At 70.8% G+C, this 16,775-nt stretch carries 14 protein-coding genes; 7 read left to right on the top strand and 7 right to left on the bottom strand.

Annotated features, from left to right (window positions below; all coding sequences use genetic code 11):
- A complete protein-coding gene (locus ACIRJP_RS05750; protein WP_376635878.1) occupies positions 1 to 1,950 on the top strand; it encodes a fumarate reductase/succinate dehydrogenase flavoprotein subunit in 1,950 nt (649 codons plus the stop codon).
- Positions 1,947 to 2,693, top strand: coding sequence for a succinate dehydrogenase/fumarate reductase iron-sulfur subunit (locus ACIRJP_RS05745; RefSeq protein WP_072488934.1), 747 nt, complete (start codon positions 1,947 to 1,949; stop codon positions 2,691 to 2,693). Before ACIRJP_RS05750 ends, ACIRJP_RS05745 begins: the two co-directional genes overlap by 4 nt.
- Positions 2,694 to 2,903: 210 nt before the next feature.
- On the opposite strand, the gene uvrA is transcribed toward ACIRJP_RS05745, so the two are convergent.
- Together uvrA and ACIRJP_RS05735 are read right to left on the bottom strand one after the other, a co-directional pair.
- On the bottom strand, positions 2,904 to 5,324 hold the full coding sequence (gene uvrA, locus ACIRJP_RS05740) for an excinuclease ABC subunit UvrA (RefSeq protein ID WP_404168488.1): 2,421 nt from the start codon (positions 5,322 to 5,324) through the stop codon (positions 2,904 to 2,906).
- Positions 5,325 to 5,499: 175 nt separating this feature from the next.
- Complete coding sequence (locus ACIRJP_RS05735; protein ID WP_404168486.1) at positions 5,500 to 6,891, bottom strand: polysaccharide pyruvyl transferase family protein; 1,392 nt, start codon at positions 6,889 to 6,891, stop codon at positions 5,500 to 5,502.
- A 247-nt stretch (positions 6,892 to 7,138) separates the two neighbouring features.
- Here ACIRJP_RS05735 and ACIRJP_RS05730 point away from each other — a divergent pair, with 247 nt between their 5' ends.
- Together ACIRJP_RS05730 and ACIRJP_RS05725 are read left to right on the top strand one after the other, a co-directional pair.
- Positions 7,139 to 8,218, top strand: a complete 1,080-nt coding sequence (locus tag ACIRJP_RS05730; RefSeq protein WP_404168484.1) for a hypothetical protein — start codon at positions 7,139 to 7,141, stop codon at positions 8,216 to 8,218.
- A 12-nt stretch (positions 8,219 to 8,230) separates the two neighbouring features.
- On the top strand, positions 8,231 to 8,719 hold the full coding sequence (locus ACIRJP_RS05725; RefSeq protein ID WP_404168482.1) for a hypothetical protein: 489 nt from the start codon (positions 8,231 to 8,233) through the stop codon (positions 8,717 to 8,719).
- Between the two features lie 88 nt (positions 8,720 to 8,807).
- Here the strand turns inward: ACIRJP_RS05725 and ACIRJP_RS05720 are convergent, their stop codons facing one another.
- Positions 8,808 to 9,023 (bottom strand): dodecin, encoded by a 216-nt coding sequence (locus ACIRJP_RS05720; RefSeq protein WP_404168480.1) that lies wholly within the window; start codon positions 9,021 to 9,023, stop codon positions 8,808 to 8,810.
- 201 nt (positions 9,024 to 9,224) lie between these two features.
- On the opposite strand from ACIRJP_RS05720, the gene ACIRJP_RS05715 reads away from it, so the two are divergent.
- The 3 genes from ACIRJP_RS05715 (at position 9,225) to ACIRJP_RS05705 (ending at position 12,406) form a co-directional block, all read left to right on the top strand.
- Positions 9,225 to 10,481 carry an extracellular solute-binding protein gene (locus tag ACIRJP_RS05715; protein ID WP_404168478.1) on the top strand — a complete coding sequence of 419 codons (1,257 nt, stop codon included), beginning with the start codon at positions 9,225 to 9,227 and terminating at the stop codon, positions 10,479 to 10,481.
- 168 nt (positions 10,482 to 10,649) lie between these two features.
- On the top strand, positions 10,650 to 11,459 hold the full coding sequence (locus ACIRJP_RS05710; protein WP_404168476.1) for a GNAT family N-acetyltransferase: 810 nt from the start codon (positions 10,650 to 10,652) through the stop codon (positions 11,457 to 11,459).
- Entirely contained in the window at positions 11,456 to 12,406 is a 951-nt protein-coding gene (locus ACIRJP_RS05705; protein WP_404168474.1) for a lysophospholipid acyltransferase family protein, read from the top strand. The genes ACIRJP_RS05710 and ACIRJP_RS05705 overlap by 4 nt, the downstream gene beginning before the upstream one ends.
- Here the strand turns inward: ACIRJP_RS05705 and egtD are convergent.
- Genes egtD through egtA form a run of 4 tightly spaced genes read right to left on the bottom strand, consistent with a single transcriptional unit; the run spans position 12,349 to position 16,725 of the window.
- Positions 12,349 to 13,311, bottom strand: a complete 963-nt coding sequence (egtD, locus tag ACIRJP_RS05700; protein ID WP_404168472.1) for an L-histidine N(alpha)-methyltransferase — start codon at positions 13,309 to 13,311, stop codon at positions 12,349 to 12,351. The genes ACIRJP_RS05705 and egtD overlap by 58 nt on opposite strands.
- On the bottom strand, positions 13,308 to 14,063 hold the full coding sequence (gene egtC / locus ACIRJP_RS05695) for an ergothioneine biosynthesis protein EgtC (RefSeq protein ID WP_404168470.1): 756 nt from the start codon (positions 14,061 to 14,063) through the stop codon (positions 13,308 to 13,310). The genes egtD and egtC overlap by 4 nt, the downstream gene beginning before the upstream one ends.
- A complete protein-coding gene (gene egtB, locus ACIRJP_RS05690; protein ID WP_404168468.1) occupies positions 14,063 to 15,406 on the bottom strand; it encodes an ergothioneine biosynthesis protein EgtB in 1,344 nt (447 codons plus the stop codon). Before egtB ends, egtC begins: the two co-directional genes overlap by 1 nt.
- Positions 15,403 to 16,725 (bottom strand): ergothioneine biosynthesis glutamate--cysteine ligase EgtA, encoded by a 1,323-nt coding sequence (egtA, locus tag ACIRJP_RS05685; RefSeq protein ID WP_404168466.1) that lies wholly within the window; start codon positions 16,723 to 16,725, stop codon positions 15,403 to 15,405. The genes egtB and egtA overlap by 4 nt, the downstream gene beginning before the upstream one ends.
- Positions 16,726 to 16,775: the final 50 nt, after the last annotated feature.

Raw genomic sequence — 16,775 nt, 5'->3', positions numbered from 1 at the left:
ATGACCGACTACTCGCACTACGAGACCGGCGCGCCCGTCGTCGACACGAAGGCCCCCGAGGGCCCCGTCGCCGAACGCTGGGACACCCGCCGCTTCCAGGCCAAGCTGGTCAACCCGGCCAACCGCCGCAAGCACACCGTCATCGTCGTCGGCACCGGCCTGGCCGGCGGCTCGGCCGGCGCGACGCTGGCCGAACAGGGCTACCACGTCGTCCAGTTCTGCTTCCAGGACTCGCCCCGCCGTGCCCACTCCGTCGCCGCCCAGGGCGGAATCAACGCCGCGAAGAACTATCGCAACGACGGCGACTCGATCCACCGCCTCTTCTACGACACCGTCAAGGGCGGCGACTTCCGGGCCCGCGAGTCCAATGTCCACCGGCTCGCCCAGATCTCCGTCGAGATCATCGACCAGTGCGTCGCCCAGGGCGTACCCTTCGCCCGCGAGTACGGCGGCCTCCTCGACAACCGCTCCTTCGGCGGCGTCCAGGTCTCCCGCACCTTCTACGCCCGGGGCCAGACCGGACAGCAGCTCCTGCTCGGCGCCTACCAGGCGCTGTCCCGGCAGATCGCCGCGGGCAACGTCGAACTGCATGCCCGTACCGAGATGCTCGACCTGGTCGTCGTCGACGGCAAGGCCCGTGGGATCGTCGCCCGCGACCTCGTCACCGGGAAGATCGACACCTACTTCGCCGACGCGGTCGTCCTGGCCAGCGGCGGCTACGGCAACGTCTTCTACCTGTCGACGAACGCCATGAACTCCAACGCCACCGCCGTCTGGCGCGCCCACCGCCGCGGCGCCTACTTCGCCAACCCCTGCTTCACCCAGATCCACCCCACCTGCATCCCGCGCACCGGCGACCACCAGTCCAAGCTGACGCTGATGAGCGAGTCGCTGCGCAACGACGGCCGGATCTGGGTCCCGAAGGCCAAGGGCGACGACCGTCCCGCCAATGAGATCCCCGAGGACGAGCGCGACTACTACCTGGAGCGCATCTACCCCGCCTTCGGCAACCTCGTCCCCAGGGACATCGCCTCCCGCGCCGCGAAGAACGTCTGCGACGAGGGGCGCGGCGTCGGCCCCGGCGGCCAGGGCGTCTACCTGGACTTCGCCGAGGCCATCCAGCGGATGGGCCGGGACAAGGTCGAGGAGAAGTACGGCAACCTCTTCGACATGTACGCCCGGATCACGGCGGAGAACCCGTACGAGACCCCGATGCGGATCTACCCCGCCGTGCACTACACGATGGGCGGCCTCTGGGTCGACTACGACCTCCAGACCACCATCCCCGGCCTCTTCGCCATCGGTGAGGCCAACTTCTCCGACCACGGCGCCAACCGGCTCGGCGCGTCCGCGCTGATGCAGGGCCTCGCCGACGGCTACTTCGTCCTCCCGTCGACGATCAACGACTACCTGGCCCGCAATCCGCACCACGAGGCGGTCGACGCCTCGCACCCCGCGGTGGAGGAGGCCGTCGCCGACACCGAGGACCGGCTCAATCTGCTGCTCTCCGTCGACGGCGACCGCACCCCCGACTCCTTCCACCGGGAGATCGGTGAACTCATGTGGGAGTACTGCGGAATGGCCCGCACCGAGGACGGGCTGCGGACCGCGCTCGAACGCATCCCGCAGATCCGCGAGGAATTCTGGCGCCGCATCAAGGTGCCCGGCACCGGTGAGGAGTTCAACCAGTCGCTGGAGAAGGCCAACCGTATCGTCGACTACCTGGAGCTCGCCGAGCTCATGTGCCTCGACGCACTGCACCGCGCCGAATCCTGCGGAGGCCACTTCCGCGAGGAGTCGCAGACCCCGGACGGCGAAGCCGCCCGCCGGGACGAGGAGTTCTCCTACGCCGCCGCCTGGGAGTTCTCCGGCACCGGCGAGGCCCCCGTCCTGCACAAGGAAGACCTCGTCTTCGAGTACGTCCACCCCACTCAGCGGAGCTACGCATGAAGCTCACCCTGCGCGTCTGGCGCCAGAAGAACGCCGACGCACCCGGCGCCATGTCCACCTACGAGGTGGACGGCATCTCGCAGGACATGTCGTTCCTGGAGATGCTCGACACCCTCAACGAGGAACTGATCCTCGCCGGCGACGACCCCGTCGCCTTCGACCACGACTGCCGCGAGGGCATCTGCGGCGCGTGCAGCCTCGTCATCAACGGCGATGCCCACGGCCCCGAGCGCACCACCACCTGCCAGCTCCACATGCGGTCCTTCGAGGACGGCGACACGATCGACATCGAACCGTGGCGTGCCTCCGCCTTCCCCGTCGTCAAGGACCTGGTCGTGGACCGCTCGGCTTTCGACCGGATCATCCAGGCGGGCGGCTACATCTCCGCCCCGACCGGCACCGCCCCCGAGGCGCATGCCACCCCGGTGCCCAAGCCGGACGCGGACTTCGCCTTCGAGCACGCCGAGTGCATCGGCTGCGGCGCCTGCGTCGCGGCCTGCCCCAACGGCTCGGCGATGCTCTTCACCTCGGCGAAGATCAACCACCTCAACGTGCTGCCGCAGGGTGCCCCGGAGCGCGAGACCCGGGTCCTGGACATGGTCGGCCAGATGGACAGCGAGGGCTTCGGCGGCTGCACCCTCACCGGCGAGTGCGCCACCGCCTGCCCCAAGGGCATCCCGCTGCCGTCGATCTCGGCCATGAACAAGGAGTGGCTGCGGGCGACCCGCAAGGTCCGCCGCTGAGCGGAGCGCGAGTTCCCGGCCCCGGAGGCCGCCCGCCTCCGGGGCCGGGAAGTCTCAGCCGCTCCGGCGGATCAGGACGTCACGGAGATGTCGTCGCCGTAGACCGTGCCCTGTCCGTACCAGCCGTGCAGATAGACGCTCACCGCGCCGGACGAACCGGTGGTGAACGTCACCGACTGCTTCGCGTAGCCGCTCGACGAACCCCAGGTGTCAGTCGAGACGGAGTGCGGTCCGGAGGTAAGGAGCCGTACGGCTCTCCGGGGACCGGGCCACGTCCATCGGCGTCCCCGCCGCCACGATCCGGCCGCCCCGGTCGCCGCCGCCGGGGCCCAGATCGATCACCCGGTCGGCAGCCGCGACCACCGTCATGTCGTGCTCCACGACCACCACCGTGTCGCCCGCGTCGACGAGACCGTGCAACTGCCGCATCAGCACCTCGACATCGGCGGGGTGCAGTCCCGTCGTCGGCTCGTCCAGCAGATACAGGGTGTGGCCCCGGCGGGTCCGCTGGAGCTCGGTGGCGAGCTTGATGCGCTGGGCCTCGCCGCCGGACAGCTCCGTCGCGGGCTGACCGAGCCGCAGATAGCCGAGCCCGACGTCGAGCAGGGTCCGCAGACTGCGCTCGGCGGCCGGCGTATCCGCGAAGAACCCGGCCGCCGACTCCACCGTCAGGTCCAGAACCTGAGCGATGTCCAGACCGCGCAGGGTGACCTCCAGGGTCTGCGGGTTGTACCGCGCACCGTGGCAGTCCGGGCAGGGCGCGTACGTACTGGGCAGGAAGAGCAGCTCCACGGAGACGAAGCCCTCACCCTGACAGGTCTCGCACCGCCCGCCCGCCACGTTGAAGGAGAACCGCCCGGCCCGGTAGCCGCGCTCCCGCGCCGTCTCCGTCGCGGCGAACAGCTTTCGTACGACGTCGAAGAGCCCGGTGTACGTGGCCAGATTGGACCGGGGGGTACGGCCGATCGGCCGCTGGTCGACCTGTACGAGACGGTCCACCGCCTCCAGCCCCTGCGCCGAGGCGCACCAGGGGGCGGGGCGCTCCCCGGCCGGTTCCGCGGCGTCGGCCTGCCGGTCGGCGAACGCACCGGCCAGGACCTGGCCGACCAGCGTCGACTTACCCGATCCCGATACCCCGGTGACGGCCGTGAAGACGCCGAGCGGGAACTCGGCGTCCACGCCCCGGACATTGTGCCGGTCGACCCCGTTCAGCCTCAGCAGGCCCGACGGCGTACGAACCTTCCGCTGCGGTGCGGGCCCGTCGTCGAAGAGGAAGCGCCGGGTGGCCGACTCCGTCACCTCCGCGAGCTCGGCCGGTGGCCCGCTGTGCAGCACCCGGCCCCCGTGCTCACCGGCCAGCGGCCCCACGTCGACCAGCCAGTCGGCCCGGCGCACCACATCCATCTGGTGCTCCACGACGAAGACCGAGTTCCCGGCCTCCTTCAGCCGGCCCAGCACCCCGAGCAGCGACTCGGTGTCCGCCGGATGGAGGCCGGCCGACGGCTCGTCCAGCACGTAGACGACCCCGAAGAGCCCCGAGCGCAACTGGGTGGCCAGGCGCAGCCGTTGCAGCTCGCCGGAGGACAGGGTCGGGGCGGTGCGGTCGAGGCTGAGATAGCCGAGGCCTAGCTCGGTGACCGTCTCGATCCGGGCGAGCAGATCCGCCGTCAGCACCCGGGCCGTCTCGCTGCCGCCCGCCGCGCGCAGCAGCTCGGCGAGCGAGGTCAGCGGCAAGGCGGCCAGCTCCGCGATCGTACGGCCGGCGAAGGTGACGGCCATCGCCTGGGGGCGCAGCCGGCTGCCGCCGCAGGCCGGACACGGGGCACTGGCCAGGAACCGCTCCGCCTTCGCCCGCAACGTGCGGCTCTTGGACTCCGCGAAGGTGTGCATCACATAGCGCCGGGCACTCATGTACGTGCCCTGGTAGGGGCGTTGGATGCGCCCCGCCTCCCGTACCGGATGGACCGTCACCACCGGCTGCTCGTGGGTGAACAGGATCCACTCCCGCTCCTCGGCGCCCAGCTCGCCCCACGGCCGGTCGATGTCGTACCCCAGCGCGTCCAGTACATCGCGCAGGTTCTTGCCCTGCCACGCCCCGGGCCAGGCGGCGATCGCACCGTCCCGGATCGACAGCGAGGGGTCGGGTACCAGCAGCTCCTCGGTGGTGCGGTGGATCAGGCCGAGCCCGTGGCACTGCGGGCACGCCCCGGCGGCGGTGTTGGGCGAGAAGGCGTCGGAGTCGAGCCGCTCGGCACCGGCCGGGTAGTCCCCGGCCCGGGAGAACAGCATGCGCAGGAAGTTGGAGAGCGTGGTGACCGTACCGACGGACGAACGGGCGCCGGGCGCCGAGCGGCGCTGCTCCAGGGAGACCGCGGGCGGCAGTCCGGTGACCTCGCCGACCGCGGGCGCGCCGACCTGATGGATCAGCCGGCGCGCGTACGGGGCGACCGACTCGAAGTAGCGGCGCTGGGCCTCGGCGTAGATCGTCCCGAACGCGAGGGAGGACTTCCCGGAGCCGGAGACACCGGTGAAGACGGTGAGGGTGTCGCGCGGGATGTCGACCGAGACGTCCTGGAGGTTGTGCTCACGGGCGCCGCGCACCCGGACGTACGGATCGTGGGGGGTGGACATGTGCGCGGGCACTCCGTACAGATCGGGGCAGGGCCGACGGCCTGGGCCTGTCCGGCGGATCACGGTCGGACAGACCCTAGGGACAAACAGTCTGATTCTAGACATCGCGAGGCGGTCCGTGACTCCGGTGCCCCTGCGGGGCCGGCCCTGCGGATCGGTGCGGAAGCCCCTGGCCCTACCGGGAGGGACGCAGTGCGCGCTTGATGGGCCTTCCCACGACGCTGCGGGCGCGCTGGTACGTGGACCGCTGGGCGGGCAGCGAGGCGTTCTTCTGGACCTTGCGCTTGAGCCGGGTGTTCTCGGCGGTGAGTTCGGTCAGCTGGGTCTGCAGCCAGTTCAGCCGTGCCGCCATCGTGGCGGGGTCGGAGCCGACCCAGGGGCGGACGCCCGGCGGGAAGGACAGCCCGCTCATCCGCTTCTCGAAGGCCGCACCGCCGTCGCCGTGGGTGAAGGTGTTCTCCAGACCGTTCTTGTCGAGGAAGTTCATGAACCGGTCGAACCGCTCCTGGTGACCGCGCATCAGCGGCCCGAAGTCCGCCGCGGCGTGGAGGTCGGCGGGGTCGAGGTCGGCCGGGACCTTGGAGAGCATCCGGTGCGGGATGTCGAAGTAGCGGCACAGCTCCAGCGTCCGGGAGTCGCCGCAGAGCACCGTGGCCGGCGTTCCGGCCAGCAGCGCCGCGATGTTGCCGTGGATCCGGGACCCGAAGGAGAAATCGAAGCCCCTCAGGTCGTCCATCCAGGTGACCGGGTCGATGTAGACCCGGACCTTGCCCTCCTCGAACATGGGGTGGTCGGGGTGGGTGGGGATGGCGGTCACCGCGGCGTTCGGGTGGGACAGGTCGCGCCAGTGCAGCTGACGGGCGTCGGAGAGGTTCTGGCCGATGAACCGCAGGTGCGGGTAGCGCGCGTGGGTGCGGTCGATGATCTGCCCGAGCTTGTGCTTGCGCACCGCGTCGTGCGATCCGTTGACGGCGACGCGGGACTCGGGCCCGAGCGCCCGGCCGTCCTCCCGGATGGTGAGCCTGTTGCCGTTGAGGAACATCGAGGGGCAGCCGATGACATCGACGTCGCGGAATCCCATGTCCCGCAGATATCGCTCGGTGAACTCGCCGCGCACGCCGATGGAGGCGCTGTGGTCGAGTACGGCGGAGACGAACGCGTAGACCGTGGACTGCATCGGCTTCAGCCGGTCCGCGGAGTAGTTGACGCCGGTCTGGGCTCCGACACCGGGGACCACGACGGGGATCTTCAGCTTCGAGATGAGCTGGGTCAGCCGCTCCAGCTGCGGTTCGAAGGAGGGTCGGAAGGCGTTGGCGAGCGGGATGACGAAGACGTCGTACTCGCTGTTGATCCGGTCGGCGTCGGCGACCCGGGTGGTGATCCCGTTCGACACCACCTGCGAACGCGGTGTCTCAAGGATCTTGTGTGCGGCATCGCTGAAGATCAGGTTGCCCGAGTTGGTGGCGAACACGTCCTCGTGCAGAGCGCGCTCGACGGGTACGACGTCGTAGGGGCTCTTCCCTGATCGCAGGAGTATTCGCTTCACATCGTTAACGTTGGATGCCACAAACCTGAATATAGCTTTACAAACGCTGGTGCATCCATGCGGATCCTGTACAACCTTTTGCGATCCGTGCGGAACGTGAGGGCGTGATCACCCATCCGTGCGCGCGAGCGGGTGCGCGCGGTGAGCAACGGGTGCCGCGGCGTTCATGGGCTTGCTCCTGCGGCCCTCTTGAGCCCCCGGCAGCGCCGACCGTACGCTGCGTCGTGCGCGCAGGCGCGCCTGCCGGCGAGGAGGGGGAAGCGGCGTCATGGCCGACTCGCTGTCCGAGGACGACATTCTGGAAGCGGTCGCCCGGCACATCGGCCGCCCGGGGCAGGGGCCGCAGTTGCGGCGGACCGGCGCCGACATCACCCGGCTTCCGATGCTCGACCTGAGCATCGTCCGCTCCGTGGAGACCCGCAGCACGCAGTCGGAGTCCAGACCCGGCAAGTACGACATATCAGGACTGGGGACGTACGAAGGAGAGCTCCGCGACCATCCGGTCGAACCGCCGAAGGATCCGGCCCGGTCGCGGAAGGTGGAGCTCGTGCTCCACGGTTCCGTGCGGACGGTGGCCTGCGGCTGCGACGAAGGGCGGCAGCCCTGTTCGCGCTGCCGGGCCAAGGGGAAACTGCGCTGCGAGACCGGACCGTTGTGCCCGGCCTGCAAGGGTGTGGAGCCGTGCACCTGGTGCGACGGCACGGGCGAACGCCGCAAGGACCGGGCGCCGGCCGGATCGTCGCGGGAACGGGGCGCGGCCGGACGGACCACCTGCGTGAAGTGCCGCAAGCCCCGCACCGCCTGCCCGCAATGTCAGGGGTGGGGCACCAGGAAGTGCCCGAAGTGCGACGACACCGGATTCCGGGACTGCCCGGTCTGCGAGGGTGAGAGGTCGACGGAACACACCCCGTGCGACGGCACGGGCCTGATCACCCTGTGGACGGGCGCCTCGGTCGGGCACGCGCCGCAGTGGAGCACGGTGAAACTGCCGGACCCGGCGCCGCCGCTGCGGGTCCGCCGGCAGACCGGACGCACCGGTGCGTGGCAGCGCGCCACACTGACCTCGGCCGGCGAGTCGATGCCCGAGACGCTGGACCCCGCCCATGTCGAGGCCGTCGAATCGGCACTCGCGCCCCGGCCGGACGAGGTGGCCAGACGGGCCGAGATCAGGTGGCTGCAGCTGGTGGCGGTCACGATCCCGGACCATCCAGACCGCGTCTTCCATGTCTTTCCCGGACCCGACGGTCCCCAGGTGCTTCCGGTCTGGTCGAGACGCAGGTCCCTGCGGGTGGCCGCGGTGGTGGCCGGGGTCGTCGTCGTACTGCTGCTGGTGGCCGTGCTGGTCTGATTTGCTGGGGGTGTGAGAAGCGACCACCGGCCCCTGGCCGTATTCGACTTGGACGGCACGCTCGCGGACAGCGGCCACCGGCAGCACTACCTGGAGGGGCGCCGGCGCGACTGGGACGGCTTCTTCGCCGCGGCCGTCGACGACCCGCCGCTCGCCGAAGGCGTACGGCTGGCACTCGACAGCGCCGGGAGCTGTGAGGTCAGGTACCTCACCGGTCGGCCCGAGAGGTGCCGCCGGGACACCGTTGCCTGGCTGGCGGAACAGGGACTGCCCGAGGGGCGCGTGTACATGCGCCGCGACGGCGACCGCAGGCCGGCCCGGCACACCAAGCTGGAGATCCTGAAGCGGCTGGGCCGGGAGCGTGAGATCCGGATGCTGGTCGATGACGACGAACTCGTCTGTGACGCGGCCGAGCAGGCCGGTTTCACCGTGGTACGGGCCCGCTGGGCGAAGGCGTCGGCGGCTCTCCAGGACGCGCAGGAGCGGGAGGGCCGTACCTGAACCCGGCGGCGTGCGACCGGCCGGACAGGGCCGCGGTCCGGTCGCGCCGCGGCGGCGGTGCGGGCTGGTGGGTACCAGGCGGCGGCTATCAGCTCGTCTCGTCGAGCCGGAAGCCCACTTTCAAGCCAACCTGGTAGTGCTCCACCCGGCCCTCCTTGATCTCGCCACGCACCTGAGTGATCTCGAACCAGTCGAGATTGTGCAACGTTTCAGAAGCTCTCGCGACGCCTCTGCGGATGGCGTCGTCCACGCCCTCGTGCGAGGTCCCGACGATTTCGGTGACCCGGTAGGTGTGATTTGACATCTTATGTCTCCTCTCGTCCCTACTACGGTGCCCCAACCGGCCCGAGTCCGCGAGAGGTCGAAGCGGCGAATGTGCTGTGAACGGCGCTTGACCAAATCAATGGTCCATACCAAAATCCAGCCACGCCCGTGCGAGCGCCGCCCGCAGTCCCCCACACCGGGTCCTGAATTGAGCCGTGCCGTTTCGCAGAAGGTGAACCTGGTGAAGAACCGCATACTCGTCGGAGCCGTCGCGCTCGTCTCCACTTTTGCCCTGGGGGGATGTGGCCTGCTCTCCGGATCGGAGGCGTCCGGCAGCAAGAAGGTCACGATCTGGCTGATGAAGGACAGCGTCTCCGCCGATTTCCTGAAGCGGTTCACCAAGGCGTACAAGGACGAGCACCCGTCCGTCGAGCTGGAGTTCAAGTTCCAGAGCTGGAGCGGAATCGGACCGAAGGTCACCGGCGCACTCAAGGGCGAGGACACACCCGACGTCATCGAGGTCGGGAACACCCAGGTCGCCCAGTACGCGGAGAGCGGCGGCCTGCGCGATCTCACCCTGGAGTCCGTACGTGACCTCGGCAGCGAGGACTGGCTGCCCGGCCTCGCCGACCCCGGCAGCATCGGCGGCATGCAGTACGGCATTCCGTGGTACGCGGCCAACCGAGTGGTGATCTACAACAAGGAACTCTTCGAGCAGGCAGGCATAAAGAACCCGCCGAAGACCCGGGACGAGTGGATCGCGGCCAGTCAGCGGCTGAACCGGAACGGAAATCAGGGGATCTACCTCGCGGGCCAGAACTGGTATGTCCTCGCCGGATTCATCTGGGACGAGGGCGGCGAACTCGCCGAGGAGAAGGGCGGCCAGTGGGAAGGCGCCCTGGACACTCCCGCCGCGCTGCGGGGCATGAGCTTCTACAAGGAACTACAGGCGCTCGGTGACGGTCCGAAGGACGCCGACGAGGAAAAGCCGCCGCAGGCCGATGTGTTCGCCGAAGGGAATGTCGCACAGATCATCTCGGTGCCCGGCACCGTCGCGCAGATCGAGAAGAAGAATCCCGAACTCAAGGGAAAACTCGGCTACTTCCCGATCCCGGGCAAGACAGCGAAGGAGCCCGGCTCCGTCTTCACCGGCGGGTCCGACCTGATCGTCCCGGACAAGGCGGACCAGCGCGCCGAAGGCATCGAAGTGGTCAAGGCGCTGGCGGGCCGGAAGTGGCAGGAGGAACTCGCCAGAACGATGAGCTACGTGCCCAACAAGCCCGACCTCGCCCGCGTCATCCTGGGCCAGGAAGGCACCGCGGCGATGGCCCGCGGCGCCACGAAGGGCCGCGCGACCCCCAACTCGCCGCAGTGGGCGGACGTGGAGGCCGACAACCCGATCAAGCCGTACATGACGGCGGTGCTGGAGGGCAGCGACCCGCAGCGTGCGGCGAGGACCGCCTCGGCGAAGATCACCTCCAAGCTCACCGCGAGCTGACCCGCACCCCACACCCGGCCGCCCCCGGGATTCAGCCTTCGCACATTTCGGCTCTCCCGAGCGGTCATGTCGAATCCAGCCGATCACGGAAGAAGTAAGGGGCCGGGCCTTCGCACCCAGTGCGGCGGCCCGGCGGCCGACCTTGCCGATCCGTCCCCGGAGACCGTCATGAACGCGCTGCCCGTCACCGCTCTTCCCACCGCGCCCGTCGTTCCCGCGCAGCCCGTCGCCCCCGCCCCGCCGCGCTACCGGGTGTCCCTCGCCGCCGACCAGGACGAGGTCCGCGCCGCCCAACGGCTGCGCCACCTGGTCTTCGCCGGTGAGCTGGGCGCCAGGCTCGACGGACCCGAACCCGGCCTGGACAGCGATGCGTTCGACGCGTACTGCGACCATCTGCTGGTCCGGGAGGAGACCACAGGCGACGTCGTCGCCACCTACCGCGTGCTGCCGCCCGACCGGGCCCGGATCGCCGGACGCCTCTACGCGGAGGGCGAGTTCGACCTCGGCCGGCTCGGCCCGATCCGCGACGATCTGGTCGAGGTCGGACGCTCCTGCGTCCACCCGGCCCACCGCGACGGCGCCGTCATAGCGCTGATCTGGGCCGGACTCGCCCGCTACATGGAACGCACCGGCCACAACTGGCTGGCCGGCTGCTGCTCCATTCCCCTCGCCGACGGAGGCACCGCGGCGGCCGGTGCGTGGGAGACCGTACGGACGAAGCACCTGGCCCCCGAGGACCACTGGGTCACCCCGCACCGCCTCTGGCAGCCCACCACGGCCGCCCAGACGGCCCCGCCCACCGGGCTCGCGACGTTGCCCCCGCTGCTCCGGGGCTATCTGCGCCTCGGTGCCTGGGTGTGCGGGGCGCCCGCCCACGATCCCGACTTCAACGTCGCCGACCTGTACATACTGCTGTCGCTGCGCCGCACCGACCCCCGCTACCTGCGCCACTTCCTCGCCCTCGCCCCGCTGCGATGAACCCCTGGCTGCCCACCGCTCCCTGTACCCCGGGCGCCTGCGCCGCTCATGACGGCCGCGTGCGGTGCCGCCCGGCCGCCGTGGCCCTGCTGCTCGCCGGATGCCTGTGCATCATGGCCGGGGCGCTGGGCGCCCCGTTCGTGGCGCTGCTCGGCGCGGCACGACGGGAACGGCTGATCCGGCGCTGGGCATACGGCGTCGTGCGTGCCTTCGGGGTGCGGGTAAGAATCGTCGGTGCTCCTGTCGAACCCGCCGGGGCCCTCGGCACGACGGGCATGCTCGTCGTCGCGAACCACATCTCATGGCTGGACATCCCGCTCGTCGCCGCCGTTCTCCCCGGCCGGATGCTCGCCAAGAGCGAGATCCGCGGCTGGCCGCTGCTCGGCCCGCTCGCCGCACGCGGCGGCACGCTCTTCGTCGAGCGCGACCGACTGCGCGCACTGCCCACGACCGTGCGTACCATCGGGGCGGCGCTGCGCGGCGGTTCACGGGTGGTCGTCTTCCCGGAAGGCACCACCTGGTGCGGGCGCGGCCCCGGAGGCCGGTTCGCACCCGCCGCCTTCCAGGCCGCGATCGACGCGGACGCCGAGGTCCGGCCGGTACGCATCGCCTACCGCACCACGCCGCCCCGGCGCACCGGGACCGGCCGGACGGGGCACAACGCCCCGGTGGGACACAACGCCCCGGTGGGACACAACGCCCAGGCGGAACACAACGCCCAGGCGGAACGCAACGTACCGGCCGGTGCGGCCGCGTTCGTCGGCGACGATCCGCTCGTTGCCTCGCTGTGGCGGGTGGTGACGGCGGCAGGCCTGACCGCCGAGATCCGCGTACTGCCGCAGATCTCGGCGGCCGGCCGGCCGGACCGCCGTGAACTGGCCCGCCGCGCTCAGACCGCCGTCGCCAGCGAGAGCGCGAACCGGCCGCCGGAATCCGTCCACCACTGATCCAGCCGCAGCCCGGAGGTGTCCAGTTCCGCCCGGACACCCTCCTCGCGGAACTTGGCCGACACCTCGGTACGCAGCTCCTCGCCGGCCTCGAAGGGCACCACCAGATCCAGCTCCGGGATCTTCACGGTGTGTGCCCGACGGGCCCGCAGCCGCATTTCGATCCACTCATGCCCCGGATCCCAGAACGCCACGTGATCGAAACCGGCGGGGTCGAAGTTCGCCCCCAGCTCCCGGTTCACGACCCGCAACACGTTCCTGTTGAACTCCGCGGTCACCCCCGCCGCATCGTCGTACGCGGCGACCAGCACCTTCTCCTCCTTCACCAGGTCCGTGCCGAGCAGCAGCGCGTCGCCGGGGGAGAGCAGCGACCGTACGGACTTCAGGAACACGGCGCGCTCGGCGGGCAGCAGGTTGCCGACCGTGCCGCCCAGGAACGCGATCAGCCTGGGCCCCGGGGTGTCCGGCAGCGCCAGACCGCCGGTGAAATCGGCGATCAGGGCGTGCACGGACAGCTCGGGCCGCTGCGCGAGCAGCGCCTCGGAGGCCCCCCGCAGCGCGCTCTCGCTCACATCGACCGGCACGTAACTGCGCAGCGCGGGCAGCGCGTCCAGCAGGTGCCGGGTCTTCTCGGACGATCCGGACCCCAGCTCGATCAGGGTCCGTGCCCCGGAGGCCTGCGCGATCTCGTCGGCGCGGTCGATCAGGATCTCCCGCTCGGCGCGGGTCGGATAGTACTCGGGCAGTCGGGTGATCTCCTCGAACAGTTCACTGCCGTGCGCGTCGTAGAACCACTTGGGCGGCAGTGTCTTCGGGTGCCGGGTCAGACCGTGCAGCACGTCGGCGCGCAGCGCCGCGTCCGTCGCGTCCACCGGCAGGGTGCGGGTCAGCAGAAAGGGACTCACGCGGTGGGCTCCTTGAGCGGGGTCAGCAGAACTTCGGCGCGGGTGGCCGTCAGCAACGTGCGGTCGGGGACCGCGCGCCAGCGCGGATCGTCGTCGTACGGCTCCGAGGCCACGACCGTGCGCAGGCCCGGACCGGTGAGATACGACAGGGTGTCGCCCCAGGCCGTCGCCACGATCTTCGTGCCGTCGGTGAGCAGCAGGTTCAGCCGGGATTCCGGTGCCGCGGCGGCCACGTCGAGCACGGTGTCGGAGACCGCCTGCGGCAGTTCGTCGCCATCGGCCAACCGGTGCCGTACGAGGGCCCAGACGAGGGCCGAGTCGCAGCGCGCGGTGAGGGTGAGCAGTTCGGCCGGTGGCAGCGTCGCGGCGAGCGGGGCCACGGAGTGCGGCCAGCCCGTCACCGCACCGTTGTGGCTGAACAGCAGCGGCCCGGCGGCGAACGGCGCGGCCGCCGCCTCGCCGTCGGCGCCCGCCTCGGTGGCGTCACGGACGGCGGCGAGCAGCGCCGTGCTGCGCACCACCCTGGCCAGATCGGCGAAGGTCTCGTCGCCCCAGACCGGGCCCCGGCGCCGGTAGCGTCCGGGCACCGGATCGCCGTCCGCGTACCAGCCCACGCCGAAGCCGTCCGCGTTGACGGTCCCGTACCGCTGGTGCCTCGGTTCCCAGGACTGGCGCACCAGCGAGTGCGGCGGTCGCGTCAGCAGCTCACCCAGGGGAACGAGCGGTCCCAGGTAAGCGATATGACGACACATCAGATATCCCTCGCGGTACGGAAACCGGAGAAGATCTGCCGGCGCACCGGCAGGTCCCAGTTGCGGAACGTCCCCCGGCACACCACCGGGTCCACGGCGAACGAACCGCCGCGCAGCACCTTGTGGGCCGGCCCGAAGAACACCTCGGAGTACTCGCGGTACGGGAACGGCGCGAAACCGGGGTAGGGGAGGAAGTCGCTCGACGTCCACTCCCACACATCGCCGATCAACTGCCGTGCACCACAAGGAGATTGTCCCTGTGCATATGCCCCGGCCGGTGCGGGCCGCAGATGGCGCTGACCCAGGTTCGCCAGCTCCGGGGACGGGTCCTCGTCGCCCCAGGGATAGCGCCGCGAACGCCCGGACGCCGGGTCGTGGCGCGCCGCCTTCTCCCACTCGGCCTCCGTGGGCAGCCGGCGCCCGGCCCAGCGGGCATACGCGTCGGCCTCGTACCAGCTGACATGTAGTACCGGTTCATTGCCGGGCACCGCCTCGGTGACCCCGAAACGACGGCGCAGCCACTGACCGGCGTCCCGGTGCCAGAAGAGGGGAGCGGCCAGTTCGTGCTCACGGACCATCGCCCACCCCTCGGGCGCCCACCAGCGCCGCTCCGCGTAGCCGCCGTCCTCGATGAACGCCTGGTACGCACCGCAGGTGACCGGGGTCGTGTCGATGAAGAAGCCCGGTACGTCACGCACGTGAGCCGGGCGTTCGTTGTCCAGGGCCCAGGGTTCGGTGGACGAACCCATGGTGAACGGGCCTCCGGGGACCAGGACTTCGGCCGGAAGGCCAGCCGCGTCGGTGGGGGTGGGGGGTAGGGGCGCGGTCAGCACGGCCGGACCCGACCGGAGCTGATGGGTGATCAGCATCGTTTCGTCGTGCTGTTGCTCGTGCTGGGCGATCATCCCGAAGGCGAAACCGGACCGCACCAGTGGCCGGGCACCGTCCAGTGCGGTGCCGTCCAGGACGTCCAGAGCCCGGCCGCGTACCTCCGCGGCGTACGAGCGCGCCTCGGCCGGGGCCAGCAGCGGCAGCGAGGGGCGGGTCGCCCGGGGATGCTCGAAGGCGTCGTACAGTCCGTCGATCTCCGGACGCATCGCCTCCCGCCCGCCCACCGCGCGCAGCAGCCACAGCTCCTCCTGATTGCCGATGTGCGCGAGGTCCCAGACCAGCGGCGACATCAACGGAGAGTGCTGGGCGGTCAGTTCGTGGTCGTCCACACTGTCGGTGAGCAGTGCGGTGCGGTCGCGGGCGGTGAGCAGCGCGGCAAGAGCGCGCTGGCGGAGCGCCTCGGGGTCGGCCCACCGGGGTGCGGATCCGGTGGGCGTGGCGGCATCGTTCATGAGCGGGACCCCTCCCAGGGGCGGCCCGGACCACCGCCGGGCGAGCCCGGCGCCAGCAGTTCGGGAAGATCGTCGGCGGGACATCGGCCCCGGGCGACGAAACGGTCGTTGAAGCCGGCCACGGCGTCCTGCACGGCCTTCGTGGCCCCCATCCGGGGCAGCGCCTCCAGCGCGGCCCCGAAGCAGGTGACCGCCGCGGCCCGCAGTTCGGGATCGGCCAGGCCGTCGCGGGCCGCGCCGACCCAGAGCGGATTGCGCGGCGCCGGCTCCGCCCCGGCCGTCTCGGCCAGCGGTTTCACGGTGCGGTACACGGTCTCGGCGGCCTCCGGGTCGTCGAACAGGGCGGTGGTGACGGCGAGCGGCACCAGCCACCCGTCCGCACCGTGCTGTGCGTCGATCATGCGCAGCTCCAGGTGACCGCGCGGGCGGACGGGCGGGAAGAGGGTGCTGATGTGGTAGTCGAGATCGGCGCGCACCGGTGGTCTCGGCGCGCCCGTCCGGATCCATTCGCGGAACGACAGCCCCTCGGGCACGGGCCAGGGGCCCCCGTCGCTGCGGATGCACATCACCGGGGTGTCCATCACATGCGCCGCCCAGGCGTCGCGCGGCGGCAGCAGGCCGGGCGGCGCCAGGGAACGCCAGGGATCGAGGTCGGTCCAGAGCGACTGCCGGGCGGACCGCCATACCGTCGGGCGGCCGAGCCGGAAGGACGAGTTCGCGAACGCCGCCACCAGGACGGCGCCCAGCAGATGGGACATCTGCCAGCGCCGCCCGTAGCCGAGCGGACCGGGCTCCTCCTCCCCGGCGTCCAGACACACCTGGACGGACGCGGTGGTGCACATCATGGCGCGACCGGCCGGTCCCGACCGGTCGAACGCGACCTCCATGGCGTCGTAGCGGGACTCGTGCAGCAGACGGCGCGGCGGGTGCCACGGGTCGACGCCGAGACCCACCGGCACGAGGTCCATCCGGTCCAGTGCGTCACGCACGGCGGTGAGATCGGCGGCGGTGGCATCGATACACGCCATCAGGGATTCGGCGGGGCGCGAGCTGAGCTCCAGCTGGCCGCCGGGCTCGAAGGTGAGGGCCGCGCCCAGGGGCAGTGCCCGGAGGACGTCGGCGGCCGCCTCGAGGCGGTGGTGCGGGACCGGGACGCGGGGGTTTTCCCGGTCGTGGATGAGCCATTCGAGTTCCACGCCGACCCTTCGGGGCGGTCCCGTCTTGAAGCAGATGCAGCGCAGTAAATCCTCCGCCTCACCCTCGCCGAGGGGCGGGGACTGGCCGGGCGGACCGTGGTCCCCGGGGGTGTCGGACGACATGCCGGGCCTCCTTCTGTCGGTGCCTCCCCACCACCCAAACCCCTGTGGAT

It is taken from the genome of Streptomyces sp. NPDC102437 (assembly GCF_044765565.1).
GTDB lineage: Bacteria > Actinomycetota > Actinomycetes > Streptomycetales > Streptomycetaceae > Streptomyces.
The sequence above is the reverse complement of the archived record's forward strand: the minus strand, read 5'-3'. Positions and strand labels throughout refer to the sequence as shown.